At 33.4% G+C, this 15,184-nt stretch carries 15 protein-coding genes; 5 read left to right on the forward strand and 10 right to left on the reverse strand.

What is annotated here, in order from left to right:
• Positions 1-145 precede the first annotated feature (145 nt).
• Positions 146-709: a dCTP deaminase gene (gene dcd / locus HCAN_RS02435; RefSeq protein ID WP_006655148.1), complete on the reverse strand. Its 564-nt coding sequence runs from the start codon at positions 707-709 to the stop codon at positions 146-148.
• Between the two features lie 108 nt (positions 710-817).
• Here dcd and accB point away from each other — a divergent pair, with 108 nt between their 5' ends.
• From accB to HCAN_RS02450, 3 genes are read left to right on the forward strand one after another with little or no spacing between them, the layout of a single operon-like run.
• Entirely contained in the window at positions 818-1,291 is a 474-nt protein-coding gene (gene accB / locus HCAN_RS02440) for an acetyl-CoA carboxylase biotin carboxyl carrier protein (RefSeq protein ID WP_006655149.1), read from the forward strand.
• Positions 1,291-2,658, forward strand: a complete 1,368-nt coding sequence (locus HCAN_RS02445) for an acetyl-CoA carboxylase biotin carboxylase subunit (protein ID WP_006655150.1) — start codon at positions 1,291-1,293, stop codon at positions 2,656-2,658. Before accB ends, HCAN_RS02445 begins: the two co-directional genes overlap by 1 nt.
• A gap of 48 nt (positions 2,659-2,706) precedes the next feature.
• The gene (locus tag HCAN_RS02450; protein ID WP_006655151.1) at positions 2,707-3,459 is read left to right on the forward strand and encodes a flagellin; all 753 of its coding nucleotides are present in this window, start codon (positions 2,707-2,709) and stop codon (positions 3,457-3,459) included.
• 399 nt (positions 3,460-3,858) lie between these two features.
• Here the strand turns inward: HCAN_RS02450 and HCAN_RS02455 are convergent, their stop codons facing one another.
• Together HCAN_RS02455 and HCAN_RS02460 are read right to left on the reverse strand one after the other, a co-directional pair.
• Positions 3,859-4,044 (reverse strand): hypothetical protein, encoded by a 186-nt coding sequence (locus tag HCAN_RS02455; RefSeq protein ID WP_006655153.1) that lies wholly within the window; start codon positions 4,042-4,044, stop codon positions 3,859-3,861.
• A complete protein-coding gene (locus HCAN_RS02460) occupies positions 4,044-5,234 on the reverse strand; it encodes an aspartate aminotransferase family protein (RefSeq protein WP_006655154.1) in 1,191 nt (396 codons plus the stop codon). Before HCAN_RS02460 ends, HCAN_RS02455 begins: the two co-directional genes overlap by 1 nt.
• A 152-nt stretch (positions 5,235-5,386) precedes the next feature.
• On the opposite strand from HCAN_RS02460, the gene HCAN_RS02465 reads away from it, so the two are divergent.
• A complete protein-coding gene (locus HCAN_RS02465; protein WP_006655155.1) occupies positions 5,387-8,038 on the forward strand; it encodes a phosphoenolpyruvate carboxylase in 2,652 nt (883 codons plus the stop codon).
• 43 nt (positions 8,039-8,081) lie between these two features.
• Here the strand turns inward: HCAN_RS02465 and HCAN_RS02470 are convergent, their stop codons facing one another.
• The 6 genes from HCAN_RS02470 to HCAN_RS02490 form a co-directional block, all read right to left on the reverse strand.
• The gene (locus HCAN_RS02470) at positions 8,082-8,828 is read right to left on the reverse strand and encodes a carboxymuconolactone decarboxylase family protein (RefSeq protein ID WP_006655156.1); all 747 of its coding nucleotides are present in this window, start codon (positions 8,826-8,828) and stop codon (positions 8,082-8,084) included.
• A gap of 116 nt (positions 8,829-8,944) precedes the next feature.
• On the reverse strand, positions 8,945-9,211 hold the full coding sequence (locus HCAN_RS08205; RefSeq protein ID WP_172617260.1) for a hypothetical protein: 267 nt from the start codon (positions 9,209-9,211) through the stop codon (positions 8,945-8,947).
• Positions 9,201-9,578 carry a putative quinol monooxygenase gene (locus HCAN_RS02475; protein ID WP_006656760.1) on the reverse strand — a complete coding sequence of 126 codons (378 nt, stop codon included), beginning with the start codon at positions 9,576-9,578 and terminating at the stop codon, positions 9,201-9,203. The genes HCAN_RS08205 and HCAN_RS02475 overlap by 11 nt, the downstream gene beginning before the upstream one ends.
• Positions 9,579-9,585: 7 nt before the next feature.
• Positions 9,586-10,779 carry an aldo/keto reductase gene (locus HCAN_RS02480; RefSeq protein ID WP_006656761.1) on the reverse strand — a complete coding sequence of 398 codons (1,194 nt, stop codon included), beginning with the start codon at positions 10,777-10,779 and terminating at the stop codon, positions 9,586-9,588.
• Positions 10,780-11,034: 255 nt separating this feature from the next.
• Positions 11,035-11,469, reverse strand: coding sequence for a cupin domain-containing protein (locus HCAN_RS02485; RefSeq protein ID WP_006655160.1), 435 nt, complete (start codon positions 11,467-11,469; stop codon positions 11,035-11,037).
• Positions 11,470-11,633: 164 nt separating this feature from the next.
• Positions 11,634-12,863 (reverse strand): multidrug effflux MFS transporter, encoded by a 1,230-nt coding sequence (locus HCAN_RS02490; protein WP_006655161.1) that lies wholly within the window; start codon positions 12,861-12,863, stop codon positions 11,634-11,636.
• A 215-nt stretch (positions 12,864-13,078) separates the two neighbouring features.
• On the opposite strand from HCAN_RS02490, the gene HCAN_RS02495 reads away from it, so the two are divergent.
• Positions 13,079-14,431 (forward strand): DNA recombination protein RmuC, encoded by a 1,353-nt coding sequence (locus HCAN_RS02495; RefSeq protein ID WP_006656763.1) that lies wholly within the window; start codon positions 13,079-13,081, stop codon positions 14,429-14,431.
• Here HCAN_RS02495 and fliR read toward each other — a convergent pair.
• The gene (fliR, locus tag HCAN_RS02500; RefSeq protein WP_006655164.1) at positions 14,412-15,182 is read right to left on the reverse strand and encodes a flagellar biosynthetic protein FliR; all 771 of its coding nucleotides are present in this window, start codon (positions 15,180-15,182) and stop codon (positions 14,412-14,414) included. The genes HCAN_RS02495 and fliR overlap by 20 nt on opposite strands.
• Between the last annotated feature and the right edge of the window lie 2 nt (positions 15,183-15,184).

The following is a 15,184-nucleotide window of genomic DNA, read 5'->3' on the forward strand; positions in this document are numbered from 1 at the left end:
TATTTGCTTAAATATAATTTACAAATAGATTTAAGATCTGTATTGGTAATTTTTGTAGTAGTTCTTTTTAGAATGTGTAAGTGGATAAGGTTTGCAAGTGGTTTTATTTTTATAAGTAAATTAGCAAAACAAAAAATTTTGCTAATTAATTTTTTAAGATTCTTGGGAGTGTAATTCCAGTTTGAGATTGATATTTGCCTTTTTTGTCTTTATAGCTTATTTCACAAGGTGCATCACCTTCCAAAAATAAAACTTGTGCAATCCCTTCATTGGCGTAAATTTTGGCAGGAAGTGGAGTGGTATTGCTAATTTCTATAGTAATATGTCCTTCAAATTCGGGTTCAAAAGGTGTTACATTGACAATGATACCACAACGCGCATAGGTGCTTTTACCTAGACAAATAGCTAAAGTATTACGGGGAATTCTAAAATACTCTATGGTGCGTGCAAGTGCAAAGGAATTTGGAGGGACAATGCAGACATCACCTACAAAATCAACTACATTAGCAGAATCGAAATTCTTTGGATCGACTACCATTGCATTGATATTGGTAAAAATCTTAAATTCATTGCTTACGCGTATGTCATAGCCATAGCTTGATAGCCCATAGCTTACTACGCCTTTGCCCACTTGATTTTCGCAGAATGGTTCAATCATCTTGTGATCTATTGCCATTTTTCTAATCCAAGCATCTTCTTTTAGTCCCATTTTGTTATTCCTTTTAACTTTTTTTGTAAAGAAATGTGCTATTATAACAAATTAAGTTCAATTAGTCGAAAAGAGACTTTTGGGAAAATTCAATAAAAAGGCTTAAATATGGATTTTAAGGAAATAAAAGAGCTGATTAAAATTTTCGATTCAAGTTCATTAAGTGCGTTAAGTATTACGCAGGAGAATTCCAAAATTAAATTGGAAAAAGGTGTCAAGAGCACACAGATTGTAGAATCCCAAAATACGCAGATCTTATCTCCTATTCAAATCCCTCAAAATGCACCCCAAGTGGAAGTAGCAGCCCCAGCTTCTTCTGCTCAAAACACTAAAGCCATTCAGGGAGAAACGATTAATTCCCCAATGGTTGGGACATTTTATCGTTGTCCTTCTCCAGATGCTCCTGCTTATGTTAATGTGGGTGATAAGGTTAAAAAGGGGCAAACTCTAGGAATCATTGAAGCAATGAAAATTATGAATGAAATTGAAGCAGAGTTTGATTGTATGATTAAAGAGATTATTCCTAATGATGCACAACCTGTGGAGTATAATTCTCCTTTATTTGTGGTGGAGAAAATCTAATGCCTTTAACCAAAGAAATTAATACGATTTTAATTGCTAATCGCGGAGAGATTGCATTAAGAGCTATCCGCACCATTAAAGAAATGGGAAAAAAAGCAATTGCAGTGTATTCAACAGCCGATAAAGATGCTCATTATTTAGATCTTGCAGATGCAAAAATTTGTATTGGTGGGGATAAATCTAGCGAAAGTTATTTGAATATTCCTGCTATTATTTCAGCTGCAGAGCTTTTTAATGCCGATGCAATTTTTCCTGGTTATGGCTTTTTGAGTGAGAATCAAAATTTTGTAGAAATTTGTAATTATCATAATATTGAATTTATTGGTCCAAATCCTGAAGTAATGGCATTAATGAGCGATAAAAGCAAAGCAAAAGAAGTTATGAAAAATGCTGGGGTTCCTGTAATACCTGGAAGCGATGGAGCGGTAAAATCCAAAGAAGAAGCTTTAGAACTTGCAAAAGAAATTGGCTATCCTGTAATTTTAAAAGCAGCAGCAGGTGGGGGCGGTCGTGGAATGCGGATTGTCCAAAATGAAGAAAATATGTTTAATGCTTATTTAGCAGCAGAGAGTGAAGCAATTAGTGCTTTTGGTGATGGGACAATCTATATGGAGAAGTTCATTGATAAGCCAAAGCACATTGAAGTGCAAATATTAGCAGATAAATATGGAAATGTTTTGCATGTGGGGGAGAGGGATTGCTCACTTCAAAGACGCCATCAAAAGTTAATTGAAGAATCTCCAGCGCCAACATTAGAAGCAGAAACGCGCAAAAAGCTTTTAGAGACTGCGATTACTGCAACAAAGGCTATTAAATATGTGGGAGCAGGAACTTATGAATTTTTGCTTGATAATAATCAAAATTTCTATTTTATGGAGATGAATACGCGTTTGCAAGTTGAGCACCCTGTGAGTGAGCTTGTAAGCGGATTGGATATTATTGAGCTAATGATACAAATCGCTGAAGGCAAAAAGCTTCCTAAACAAGAAGAGGTGGATTTTAAGGGTTGTGCGATTGAATGTCGAATCACAGCTGAAGATCCGGTAAAATTCTATCCATCTGCAGGAAAAATTACTAAATGGATTGCACCAGGCGGCAATAATGTTCGGATAGATACTCACGCGTATGCGGGATATGTTGTTCCTATGTTTTATGATTCAATGATTGGCAAATTAATCGTATGGGGAAAAACTCGTGATGAAGCCATTGCTAGAATGAGTAGAGCTTTAGATGAGTTTTGTGTGGAAGGCATCAAAACGACGATTGATTTCCATAAAAAAATGATGAAAAATGACGATTTTAGAAGAGGTGTTGTCCATACCAAATATTTAGAACAAAAAATGGAAAATGGAACGGAAAATGCTTGAAAATTTAAAAATGCAAGGAAGCAATCTTGGAATTAGAAAGGAGATACTATGAAAATTGGAAATACACAAGCTAACGAAAGTCTAATTAATCTTAATAAAGCAAAAGAAGATGAAGAAAAAGCACTAAAGAAAATCGCTTCACCTCGCCCTATTGAAGCCACAGATGGTGCTAGTTTAGCTATTGCTAATGCACTTTTAGCACAGGCAAACTCAATGTCTCAAGGGATTCGTAATGCTAATGATGCTATTGGTATGATGCAAATTGCAGATGGCACACTCTCTACTTTGAGTGATTCTGCTATTAGAATGAATGAACTTTCTGTAGCAATGGGGAATCCTGCACTAAATAGCTCTCAAAGATCAATGATTGAGAGTGAAGCAGCAGCTTTAACACAATCAATGAATGATGCGGTGTCTCAAGCGACTTTTAATGGTAAAAATGTTTTTGGTGGGCAAATGGATTTTATGACAGGCAATGGATTGGAAAGCATTAATTTACAATCTCCAAACACTGCTAATTTAAGTGTTAATAACCAGCAAAGCATTTTAGATTTTATTGAAGATTTGGGTATGAAGCGTGCTGATATTGGAGCTGCAATGAATGGAATACAATCAGGCATTGATTCAAATATGCAAACAGTTGTTAATCTTAAAGCAGCAGAAGGCAATTTATTGGATGATGATTTAGCAGAAAATTATAATGAATTAAACAATGCTAAATTAAGAGCTAATGCAGCTTTATACGCATCTTCATTTAACGCACAATATTTACAAAACCGACTAGATGCGCTTTTGGGCTAGTTGTTCTTAGTGTCATTTTTGATTTTTCTAATTTTCTCTACCAAAGTAGAAGATTGACAAAGATCTTCTACTATTGTTCAATTAATTTTTAAGCAAAGTCCATATTTAAAAAGGATATTAGTTTCCAAATTCCCATTCATTAAAGCTTGGATTCTTCCTTGATTGTTATTTTCTCTTTTTCTAATCGTTTCAATCGCGTGTTATCATCAGTTATAAGAAGAATTAAAATATCTGCTAAAGTTAATTCTTTGTAAGTTAGCAGAAATATAAAAGATAATTTTGATATAAGGGAGAAGAAATTTTATAAAGGGCTTAAGATTGTCATTAGCGGGGGGGGGAGGGGCATTATAGCGTATTTTTGGGCGTATTATAAATAAATTTAGACTCATTGCATTATCATCAAGCAATTTGATGGGGCTTGAAATTATCAAAGCCTTGTTTACGGATGCACTTTTCTAAAGTGCTTTTTCCGCTCCCACATAATTCACTTATGCTAACAATAATGCGAGATTTTTCTTTTAGTTCCCTAACGCAGATTTCATTAGGATTGCTTAACAATTCCATTTGAGTTTGACAAAATATCATTAAAAATCCTTAAGAGAATGATTAATGCGTTCAAAACCTTCATCGATTTCTTCTTTGCTAATTGTTAAGGTAGGTAAGAATCGTGCTGTATTTTTACCGCTTTTTAGCACTAAAACTCGATTCTCGCAAGTTTTTTGCAAAAAGAGATTAAATGATTCTGTATCTTTTAATCTAAGTCCGCGCATAAGTCCTAAGCCTACTTCCTGTATAAAGATTTCTGGATAAGACTTTTGTAAATTTTGAAGTTTTTGAGTGAAATAAGAGATTGTTTTTTCCAATCTACCACTTTGTTTTTCTTCTTTAAGAATCTCTAAAACTTCTAGTGCTGCTCTTGTAGAGAGGAAATTTCCCCCAAAGGTGCTTCCGTGATCACCTGGAGAGAAAATATCTTTAAGGCTTGTCATAACTGCACCAATAGGGACACCACCAGCTAATCCTTTAGCGGTTGTGATGACATCAGGAGTGATTTCATAATAATTAGAAGCAAAAAGCTCTCCACTGCGATAGATTCCTGTTTGCACTTCATCAATCATTAGTAGAATATTTTTTTCTTTTAAAAATTTAGCTAGTTTTTGAATTTCTGCTTTATCAAAAGGTGTAATGCCCCCTTCGCCTTGGACTAACTCTAAAAGCACTGCACAAGTAACGGGGCTAATTTTGTTTGGAATATCTAAAATATCCTTGGCATACACAAAGCCATCTGGAAAAGGTCCAAAATAATGGTGCATTTTATCTTGAGCAGTAGCCTTTAGTGTGCTAATAGTTCGTCCATGAAAAGAAGAATCTAAAGTAATCACTTGATAACGCTTGGTTTCTCCATTGACTTCGCCAAACTTTCTAGCAATTTTGATAGCACCTTCATTTGCCTCTGCACCAGAATTTGCAAAAAATACACGCATATCATAACCACTTTGTTTTATAAGTTCTTTGGCTAGTTTAGCTTGGGGTTCAATCAAATAAAGATTGGAAGTGTGAATAAGTTCTTTGGCTTGTTGGCAAATAGCATTAGCTAATCGTTCATTGCCGTGACCTACGCTACAAACAGCAATTCCAGCACCAAAATCAATGTAATCTTTACCTTCGTTATCAAAAAGTCTCGCACCCTTTCCTCTTACAAAATGTGTGTAATTGCGCGCATAAGTGTGTAGAGTATAGTCTAAATCCATTTGTTTTAAGTCATGTGTTGTCATTTGCATTGCCTTTTATAATTTTTGTGTGATTTTACAAAAAATAAATAAAAACAAGTTGATTGAAACCTCTAAAAACAAACATATTTATTTTTTACATTATCTTTTATAATAAAGCGTTATAATTTTGAAAAAATAGACTAAGGAGTGCAAAAGTGAAAAGCAATCAAACTCAAGAAATAGAGTTTATTTTTTCATTAATGGGAGAGTTGCTAGAGGAAGTAGCACCAGAGATTAGAGAAATTTTTATCGCTTTGAAGGAAGATAAAACAGCAAATTATATTGCCAAAAAAGAGGTGTTAAAGAAGCTAGAATCTAAAGATATTTCAAAGCTTATTAAAGCCTTTACCTTGTATTATTTATTGCTTAATATTGTGGATGAACGACATTTGTTGAGCTTTAATTCAAAAAAGCATATAGGCTCAATGATAGATGAGTTAAAAGCACAAAAATATGATGAAGAAGATATTAAAAGTGTGCTTAAAAAAATCAAATTTTATCCCGTTTTTACTGCGCATCCAACAGAATCGCTACGACGGACTTTTTTGGAGAGTTATCATGAGATGTATGATGATTTGAATCTTTGGTTTGGAAGCGGAGATAATGCAGCTAAGGAGCATTTGAAATATCGCCTTAATTTGCTTTGGCATAGCCATATCGTAAGAAGCGAGAAGATTGAAGTGCTTTTTGAGTTAGACAATCTTTTGTATTTTATGGAAAGCTCAATTTTACAAAGTGGAACTAATATTTTAGAAGAAGTGCAAAATGCATTGCAAGAACCACTTAAAAAATCTCCCATTAGACTTGGAAGCTGGATAGGTGGGGATAGAGATGGGAATCCTTATGTTACTAATGGGGTAATGTTAGAAGTAATGAAGCGGCAGCATCAAACGATTATTGAGCATTATTTAAAGCAAATTGATAAATTAAGTCGGGAACTTTCTATTGCTCAAGAATATGCTAACCCCACACAAGAATTGTTGGAGAGTTTAGAGGAAGAAAAAGAACACCTTGATGAAATGGCAAAAAAACTTTTTTTGCAAGAACCTTTTAGGGCTAAATTAACTTGTATGCGACAGAAATTGCAAAATCGGATTATGGCTTTAAATCTCCCTCAATCTGCACTTTATGAAAGTAAGCCCTATATCTATGAAAGCCCAAAAGAATTTATTAAAGATATTGATATGATGTTAGAATCATTAGATAAAAGGAGTGGAATTTATCTCAAAAAACTTAAGAATCTTGTGCTTTTGGCAGGGTTTCATCTGATGCAATTAGATTTTAGGCAGCATCGTGATGTATTTTGGAGGGCACTTGCTGAAATCTTTTCATTATTAGGCTATGTGCAAGGAGATTTGTTGCTATTGCCCAAAAAAGAACAAGAAGAGATTCTTAATAATGCCCTTACTGCACCTCTTTTAGATCTTAATGCTTTATATGGAAAGCTAAGTAAAGAATCACAAGAATTATTAATGGCGTTTATGAATTTTAGATGGGCAAAAGATCGCATTAGTGATAATATTATTGATTCGTGTATAATTTCTATGTGCCAAGGTGCTAATGATTTATTATGTGTGCTTTGGTTTGCAAAGCAATCAGGACTTTGGAGAAAAGGCAAGAAAACTCGCATTGGTATTGCACCTTTATTTGAGACCATTGGGGATTTGGAAAATGCTCCAGTAATTTTGCGTGAGTTGTGTGCAAATCCACATTATGCAGAATATTTGCAATCGTGTAAAAATAATCAAGAAATTATGATTGGTTATTCTGATTCTAGTAAAGATGGAGGTATCTTCACCAGTAATTATTCTTTGCGTAAAGCGATTAATAATTTGATTGTTTTGGAGGAGGAATTAAGGATTAAATTCCGCCTTTTCCATGGACGAGGAGGGAGTGTTAGCCGTGGAGGTGGGGCATTAGAGGATGCCTTGCTTTCTGCACCAGATAATAGTGTGGCAGGATTCTTAAAGACAACCGAACAAGGAGAAGTGATTAGCGAGAAATATTTGAATCCCAAAAAGGCAGAATTTAGTTTTGCAAGTGCCTTAGCAAATTTGTTAAAAAAATCGGTGTATGATAAATATGGAACTAATAAACAGGTTTGCAATCGGGATTTTGAAAGCATTATGCAAAAGATTAGCGAGGAATCATTTAAGACTTATCGTAATCTTGTTTATGAAACAGAAGGCTTTATTGAGTATTTCAAATCCGCAACGCCTATTGAATTTATTCAACAACTTAATATCGGATCACGCCCCTCAAAGCGTAAAAATACACAAAATGTAGAGGATTTACGAGCGATTCCTTGGGTGTTTGCTTGGACGCAAAATAGGGCAATTATTCCAGCGTGGTATGGGCTTGGAAGTGGGTTAGAGTTAGCTAGTGCAAGGTTTGATAAAGAAATTTTAAGAAATTGTTATAAAGAAGATTTATTTTTTAAAACCACAATTGATAACATTTCACAAGCTTTTTTAAAAGTAGATTTAGAGATTGCAAAGCATTATAATGAGTTTGTAGAGAACGATGATCTTAGAAAAGAAATTTGGCAAAAAATTAAGAGTGAGTATCATTTGACGCTGAAGTGGTTGTTGTATGTGCGAGGAGAAGAAACATTGCTTGAGACACAAAAGCATATTCAAAAGTCTATTTTACTGCGAAAATCTTTTTTAACAAGTCTTAATTTCTTCCAACTTTATTTGATGGAGCAATATAAAAATGCGACTTATATTGAGCAAAAACAAAGGATTGCTAAACAAATTATTACTACTATTGTAGGAATTGCACAAGGCATTAGAAATACAGGTTGATTAAAAGTAGCTAAAATCTATTTTAATAGATTTTAGCCCTCTTTTATTTTGCTATTTCATCAATGGTATTAAGTGCATTTAAGCTTTTTGGATAGCCTATGTATGGGACTAAAGCAGTGACTACTGCGATGAGCTTTGTTTTGTCATTTCCCATATTTAAATTTCCTTGTATATGGGCTTTGACTTGAGATTCTATTCCCCCCATAGAGATTAGATAAACAAAGGTTATAAGCTCTCTAAAAGCCAGATCCAATCCTTTTCGCGTGTAATAATCGCCAAAGCAATTTGCACTTAAAAATTCATTGATATGTTTTTTATGAGCAGGTGTAGAATCATAGCTTTTTTCTATGGCTGCACCAAAGATATTTTTTTGTATTTCAAAACCTTTTTCTCTGCGATTTTGTTGGTTAGTGGTGCTTTGAGATTCTAAAGGTAGCTTTACTTCTTGTTGTTTAAAAATTTTGTTTGTAATGACTAAAGCATCTGCTACCTTTGCTATCCCAACATAGGGGGTGGCTTGGTAAATAATTTCTTTAATTGCTATGGGATTTATTTTACTCTTTAAAGCCGCCTTTAACATAATCTCAAATTCTTCTTTTGCAGATAGGGCTATTAGAGAAGCTAGAATGAGCAAAAGTCTTTCATTTTCTTTTAAATTTGACTTTTGCCAAACTTCATCAAAAGCAAAATTGGCATAATTGGTAAAAAATTCTAAATCCTCTTTTGGTAAGGCACTAGTGCCAAAAAGTTTCTGTAAATTTTCTTTAGCTTGTGGTGTTAGGGTATTCATATTCTCTCCTTTAGATAAATTTAAAGAATAATTTCTTTCTTCAATTTCTGTAGAAAAAAGATGTGTTCCTAAAGAACTCAATGCGGTTGCACCAAGTAAAATTTTACTTGAAGTCTTTAAAAAGTCTCTACGCGATTCTTTGTTGTCTTGTTTTGTTTGATTTGGCATCGTTGTTTCCTTATTGTTATTGTTTCTAAGAATCCTATTAAACAATGTTTTCTTAGCTCTCTTGCTTTTATATTTTTTGTGCTTGATGGTTTCCTTATAATATCTTGATAAAATGAAAATTTTATAAGAGAATAAAGTAAAGCAATGACAATTTCACTTTGGAAACCATTAAAAAATTCTGCATAAACTAATGGTATCTCAATTTTACTCATCAATATTTTTCTCCAAAGCCATTTGTGGATTCAAGGCTTTCATTGGAATAAATTTTAAATCCCTTATCATATGCAAAATGCTTTGTTTATAAAGCTGAAAATGCGGACTTGTTATGTGATTTTCATAGCTTTGTTGGTCTTTATATGCTTCTATGATACTAAATTGACAAGGATTATTTTCGTGTTGCATGGCATAGAGCATAAGAACCCCATTTTCTAATTTTACACTTTGTTTGCTCTCTGTTTGTAGAATATCCTTATATTCCTTAAGATATTGGCAATCTATTAGAATTTCAGAAATTTTTACTAAAGGCTCTTTTGATAGTGCTAGGGTGCATACTCCTAATATAATACTTAAAATTTTTTTCATATATTTCTCACAATCCAACACTTTTAGCTTGATCAGATCCTATAGGGTAACGCTCCCCAACTATTTTTATTGTTTTTATTTTGGAATCTATTTGCATTAATTCTTCTTTGCTGAATTTTATCTTCAAAGAATCTAAATTTTGCTTTAAGTGGGCAATTTTTGTGGTTTCTGGAATTGGCATTATAAAGGGTTTTTGCGCTAGTAACCAAGCTAATGCAATTTGTGCAGTAGTTGCTTCCTTGCCATCTATTTTTTTATTTTTTGCTAATTCTCTTACATAATTTATGAAGCTTTGATTTGCTTTGAGTGCTTCTGGTGTAAATCTTGGAAAAGAAGATCTCATATCAAGTGTTGGATGAAAAGTTGTGTTTTCATTCATTAGACCTCCTAAAAATCCTCTTTCTAAAGGTGAATATGCGGTGAAACCTATACCTAACTCCTCGCAAGTTTTTAGCACATCATTATCTTCAACTTCTCTCATCATCATTGAATAGTGGCTTTGTATAGAAGTAATTGCACAAACTTTATTGGCTCTTCTTATTGTGTTTGCTCCTGCTTCACTTAATCCATAATGCCTAATTTTACCCATTTTTATAAGTTCATTCATAGTGTCAGCCACTTCCTCGATGGGTACGTCAGTATCTACTCTATGTTGAGTGTAAAGATCTACATAATCAGTATTTAATCTTTTTAGACTCTCATCAATGGCTCTTAAAATAGATTTTTTGCTTGAGTCTTGTTGCTGTTTTCCAAAGGGATAATAAAGTCCAAATTTAGTTCCAATTATTACTTTATCTCGTCTATCCCTAAAAGCTTTACCGAGCAATATTTCATTGGTATGTGGTCCATAAATTTCAGCTGTATCAAAATATCTCACTCCAAGTTCATAAGCTTCATGGAGTAGTTTTATCATATCTTTTTCTTGTGGGGGTATTCCATGGTTTGCACTCATTCCCATACAACCTAATCCTAATGCTGAAACTTCTAAGGCTGCATTTCCTTTGCCTAAAATCCTATTTGGCAGTTTATTCATATTCTCTCCTTTAGATAAATTTAAAGAATAATTTCTTTCTTCAATTTCTGTAGAAAAAAGATTTGTTCCTAAAGAACTCAATGCGGTTGCACCAAGTAAAATTTTACTTGAAGTCTTTAAAAAGTCTCTACGCGATTCTTTGTTGTCTTGTTTTGTTTGATTTGGCATTGTTGTTTCCTTATTGTTATTGTTTCTAAGCATCCTGTTAAACTAGGATTTTGTATTATAAAAGATGAGAGTTAGTCTAAGTCAAGAGAAAAGAGAATAAAATTAGATACAAGAATGTAAAAATAAAATGAATATTAAGTTAGATAAGGAACTAAAAAAATGTTCTTTTTATCATTAAATTGTTTGGCAATGAACCAAGCATAGGCAAAAAAGGCTTAGAATCCTATTTTGGTTACCATTTGCCTGCGCTTGTATTTATTGTTTGCTTCTTGCCTCATTGAGAGCTTCTTGATATTCAACATCGCTAACGAGATTTTCCCAAGTTACATTTTTGCCATTTTTTTCTTGAGTAAGTGCGATATGTGCTCCCTTGCTACTATCAGTTGCTCCGTGGAAATGTCGCACATTTGGGGGACAAGAAATCACATCTCCTTTTTTTGCGATACTTGCTTTTTGTCTAGGGACTTTAGTTAGAATTTCTCCATCTGTTACAATAAGTGTTTGCCCTGCTGGGTGTGTGTGCCAAGCACTTCTAGAACTTTTTTCAAATTCTACTAATGCTCCTCCAAATTCTCTCCAAGTTTCTGAATTAAATAGCATAGAAACTTTGACTTTACCGCTAAAGATTGTAGAATTTCCCTCAAAACTTTCTAACTCTCCACTTTTTATGATTGCTTGTGAATCTGCCATAATGAAACCTCCTAAGAAAATTAAACTAAATAGTGCTTTTTTCATTGCATCTCCTTATTAAAAATATTAAATCTTCAAAAAGAAGATTTTAAAGAAAGATTATAAAAGATGAGAGTTAGTCTAAGTCAAGAGAGAAAGGGTTTTTTTAATGGTTTTTTACAAAATTATTTTAAACCCCGTTGCCTTTTGTATTTCTTTATTCTTTTTGCGTTAAGAAGGAGATAGATTCCACAAGCAATGATAAGACACACAGCAATAATGAGTGCTAAAGGTAGCGGACTATTGGCTTCTAAAAAACTTACAATAAAGGAAATTCCACCTGCCAAAGCAAATTGAATCGCACCAAGCATCGCAGAAGCACTACCGGAATTTTGTTTGAATCTAGCCATTGCTAAAGTGGTGGTGTTAGGGATAATAAATCCAAGCATTCCAATCATAAAAAAGAGTAAAACTTCAAAAACCAAAAATCCTAAATCAAAAAAACCAGCAATAGCAAGCAAAAGTGCGATCCCAAACATTGTCGCAAAAGAAAATGGTAAGACATAATAGGGTGAATAGCGACGCACGATTCTAGCATTGATATTGGCAAATATCATAAAGCTTGCCGCATTGATGCCAAAAAGAATCCCATAGCTTTTCTCACTCAAACCATAATAATCTATAAAAATATATGAAGATCCAGTAATGTAAGCAAACATCGTAGCCATAGCAAAGCTAGAGGAAAAAACATAAATTTTAAAGCGGCGATCTTTAAATATTTTAACATAGTTATTTAAAATTTCTTTGGAATCAAATTTGAGTGAAGTTGTATTTTCTTTTATGCCATTGAGCCCTAAAAAAATATAAAGTAGTAAAAGGATTCCAAGTCCAAATAACACAGCAAAAATACTTTTCCAAGAGAAATAATCTAGCAAAATACTTCCAAGCCCTGGTGAGAGCATTGGAGCTAAAGAGGAAATAACCATCATAAAAGCAAAAACGCTTGCAGCTTCTTTAAGTTCAAAGTTATCATTTACAATTGCTCTTGCAATGACCACACCAGCACAACCTCCTAGAGCTTCTAAAAAGCGAAAAAAGATAAAGGCGTAAATGGAATCAAAGCTAATACACGCAAGGCTTGAGAGTATAAAAAGTAAGATTCCGATATAAAGCGGTTTTTTGCGTCCATAAATATCGCTAAGCGGTCCATAAAGCAATTGACCTAGTGCAAAAGCGATAAAAAAACTTGCCAAAGAAAGTTGCGTATAAAAAGAATTTGTGGCAAAGGATTTTTGCACTTCTCCCAAAGCAGGTAAATACATATCCGTAGAAAGAGGAGCAAGAGAAGACATAAAAGCCAAAATAACAATAAGATTAATTTTTTTGAAGCCACTTAGGCTAGTTTGCTTTTGCATAGTAATCCTTTTGACTTTATGGAAGTTTAAAAATGAGAAAATATTGTAAAATTAAAATCAAAGCTATAGAAATGAAGTCGGAATTTTAGGTTAAATAATATAAAATTGCAATTAAGCCTAAATTATAGGTAGAAATATCAAAAGAACTTAGCAAGATAAAATTGAAGCGAATAAAAAAATTAAAATAAAACATAATTTTTAAAGAAAGTTGGCTTATGGAGTATATAATTTTATTTTTATTTATTGTGGTATTAATTGTTTTGGTATGGGTTGTATCTCAAAATCGCAGCTTACGCAAGGAGATACGGAATCTAACTGCCCATTTAGAAATTTTACAGAATCTTGAAGGGGAGCAAAAGCAAAAACTAGAAGCAATCACCCAAGATTATTATGAATCTTTACAAAAGAATACAAAACTTCAAGGGCAATTAGAAAGATTGGAATCTTTGCAAAAAACCAATATAGAACAAAAAGAAAAAATAGAAGAAATGACAATCCTTTATCAAAATGCATTAACTAAAAGAGCAGAAGCGCAAACTCAGCTTGAATCGCAAACAAAACTTTTAAATTCGCTTGAGCAAAAATATACACAAAGCCTTGCTGCTCTTAAAGCTGAATTTGAGCAATCAATCCAGAATCAATCACAGCGAATGTTAGAACAAAATAAACTTCATCTTATGGAAGATTCCAAAAAAATACTTGATTCTATCTTTTCTCCTGTGCGAGAAAGTATGAAAGAATATAAAGAAAGTTTGGCAGCCAATGAAATAAAGCTAGAGACAAATATTAAAAATATGTTTGCGTATAGTCAAGAAATAGGGCAAAATGCCGACAAACTTGCACAGATTCTAAAAGGAGATAAAAAAATCCGTGGGAATTTTGCAGAGATTCAACTTAAAAATGTGCTAGAGCATAGCGGATTAATAGAAGGGGAGCAATATAAACTTGAAGCACATTTTATGCACGAGGGCAGTGGGTATCGTCCTGATGCAGTGGTGTATTTGGATAAACAAAAAAGCATTATTATTGATTCTAAGTTTCCTTTACCTAATGGTTTTAGCTTTGAATCGCTAGATAGAAGCGTATGCCAACAGATTGCCCAGAATCTTAAAAATCGCATTGATGAGCTTGCTAAAAAACCTTATGCTAATTTTGAAACTTATACTTATGAGTTTGTGTTGCTTTTTATTCCTTATCAAAATATCCTTGATCTTGCACTAAGCGTAGATAATGGAATCTATCAATATGCTTATTCAAAAAAGGTTTATCTCACTACACCACATACACTTTTTATGGCATTAAAGACTATTGAGATTAGTTGGGTTTATCTTGAAAGTGATGAAAAAGTAATGAAAGCTTTGGGAGATATTAAAAATTTCTATCATAAATTTGAAGGGATTGTGGAAGATTTTGAAAAATTAAAAATGCTCATTGGGAAAATAGAAAAGCAAAGCGATGAAATAGAAACTAAATTGACAAGTGGGCGAGGTAGTCTTGCATCAAGATTCCAAAAGCTTGGGGAAGTGGAGAAAAAGATTAGTAAGAAATTTATTGGAATAGAATCGTAAGTGCATCAATGGCACTTAAAAATTCTCTTTTAAAGTGAATCATAATAGCAGGAATAATGACAATCAAGACAGCAAAGGCAACGGCGATTTTTACGGGGAAACCAATAGCTAGAAGATTGAATTGGGGATGGGCTTTCATAATCATTCCAAAAATAATATCAGAAAGCAAAATAAGGGCAATAATAGGAAAAGACATAGTTAAACCAATTAAAAAAAGATTAGAAAAGGCTTTAATGGTGTAAATAATATAATTATGAGAATATAGGAAGCCACCCAAGGGAATCTCTTTGATGCTTTCTCCTACAAAATATAAAAACAAATGATGGTAATCAAGTGCTAGAACGATCATTAAAGCAAGAAGTGTTAGAAGTTGCCCTACAATTGGCTTTTGTGCTCCTGTTACAGGATCATAGGCATTAGCAATAGTTAGCCCCATAGCAAAAGAAATCACTTCTCCACCAAAAGAAATCATACCAAAGACAATTTGTAAGGCAAAGGAGGCTAAAAAGCCTAGCATAATCTCGGTGATTCCTGCGATAATAAATTCTAAAATAGTTAGGTTGCTTGGTGGCATTGTTGTTACAAGCGGAAGAAACAAAATGGTTAGCCAAAAGATGAAAATACCTTTGATTTGAGTGTTGATAAGTTGATTTTCAAAAAAAGGAAAAAAGGCGATAATTCCAGCAAATCGTAAAAGGAGTAAAAGAAAATTGGTTACATTCCCTTCAGTAAGATAGGCTAAAAACTCCATAG

It is taken from the genome of Helicobacter canadensis MIT 98-5491, from assembly GCF_000162575.1.
GTDB lineage: Bacteria > Campylobacterota > Campylobacteria > Campylobacterales > Helicobacteraceae > Helicobacter_D > Helicobacter_D canadensis.

Excerpts from the sequence above, each read along its gene's own strand:
- dcd (WP_006655148.1), bottom strand. The coding sequence starts at position 709 with ATGGGACTAAAAGAAGATGCTTGGATTAGAAAAATGGCAATAGATCAC.
- accB (WP_006655149.1), top strand. The coding sequence starts at position 818 with ATGGATTTTAAGGAAATAAAAGAGCTGATTAAAATTTTCGATTCAAGT.
- HCAN_RS02445 (WP_006655150.1), top strand. The coding sequence starts at position 1,291 with ATGCCTTTAACCAAAGAAATTAATACGATTTTAATTGCTAATCGCGGA.
- HCAN_RS02450 (WP_006655151.1), top strand. The coding sequence starts at position 2,707 with ATGAAAATTGGAAATACACAAGCTAACGAAAGTCTAATTAATCTTAAT.
- HCAN_RS02455 (WP_006655153.1), bottom strand. The coding sequence starts at position 4,044 with ATGATATTTTGTCAAACTCAAATGGAATTGTTAAGCAATCCTAATGAA.
- HCAN_RS02460 (WP_006655154.1), bottom strand. The coding sequence starts at position 5,234 with ATGACAACACATGACTTAAAACAAATGGATTTAGACTATACTCTACAC.
- HCAN_RS02470 (WP_006655156.1), bottom strand. The coding sequence starts at position 8,828 with ATGAATACCCTAACACCACAAGCTAAAGAAAATTTACAGAAACTTTTT.
- HCAN_RS02475 (WP_006656760.1), bottom strand. The coding sequence starts at position 9,578 with ATGAAAAAAATTTTAAGTATTATATTAGGAGTATGCACCCTAGCACTA.
- HCAN_RS02480 (WP_006656761.1), bottom strand. The coding sequence starts at position 10,779 with ATGCCAAATCAAACAAAACAAGACAACAAAGAATCGCGTAGAGACTTT.
- HCAN_RS02485 (WP_006655160.1), bottom strand. The coding sequence starts at position 11,469 with ATGGCAGATTCACAAGCAATCATAAAAAGTGGAGAGTTAGAAAGTTTT.
- HCAN_RS02490 (WP_006655161.1), bottom strand. The coding sequence starts at position 12,863 with ATGCAAAAGCAAACTAGCCTAAGTGGCTTCAAAAAAATTAATCTTATT.
- HCAN_RS02495 (WP_006656763.1), top strand. The coding sequence starts at position 13,079 with ATGGAGTATATAATTTTATTTTTATTTATTGTGGTATTAATTGTTTTG.
- fliR (WP_006655164.1), bottom strand. The coding sequence starts at position 15,182 with ATGGAGTTTTTAGCCTATCTTACTGAAGGGAATGTAACCAATTTTCTT.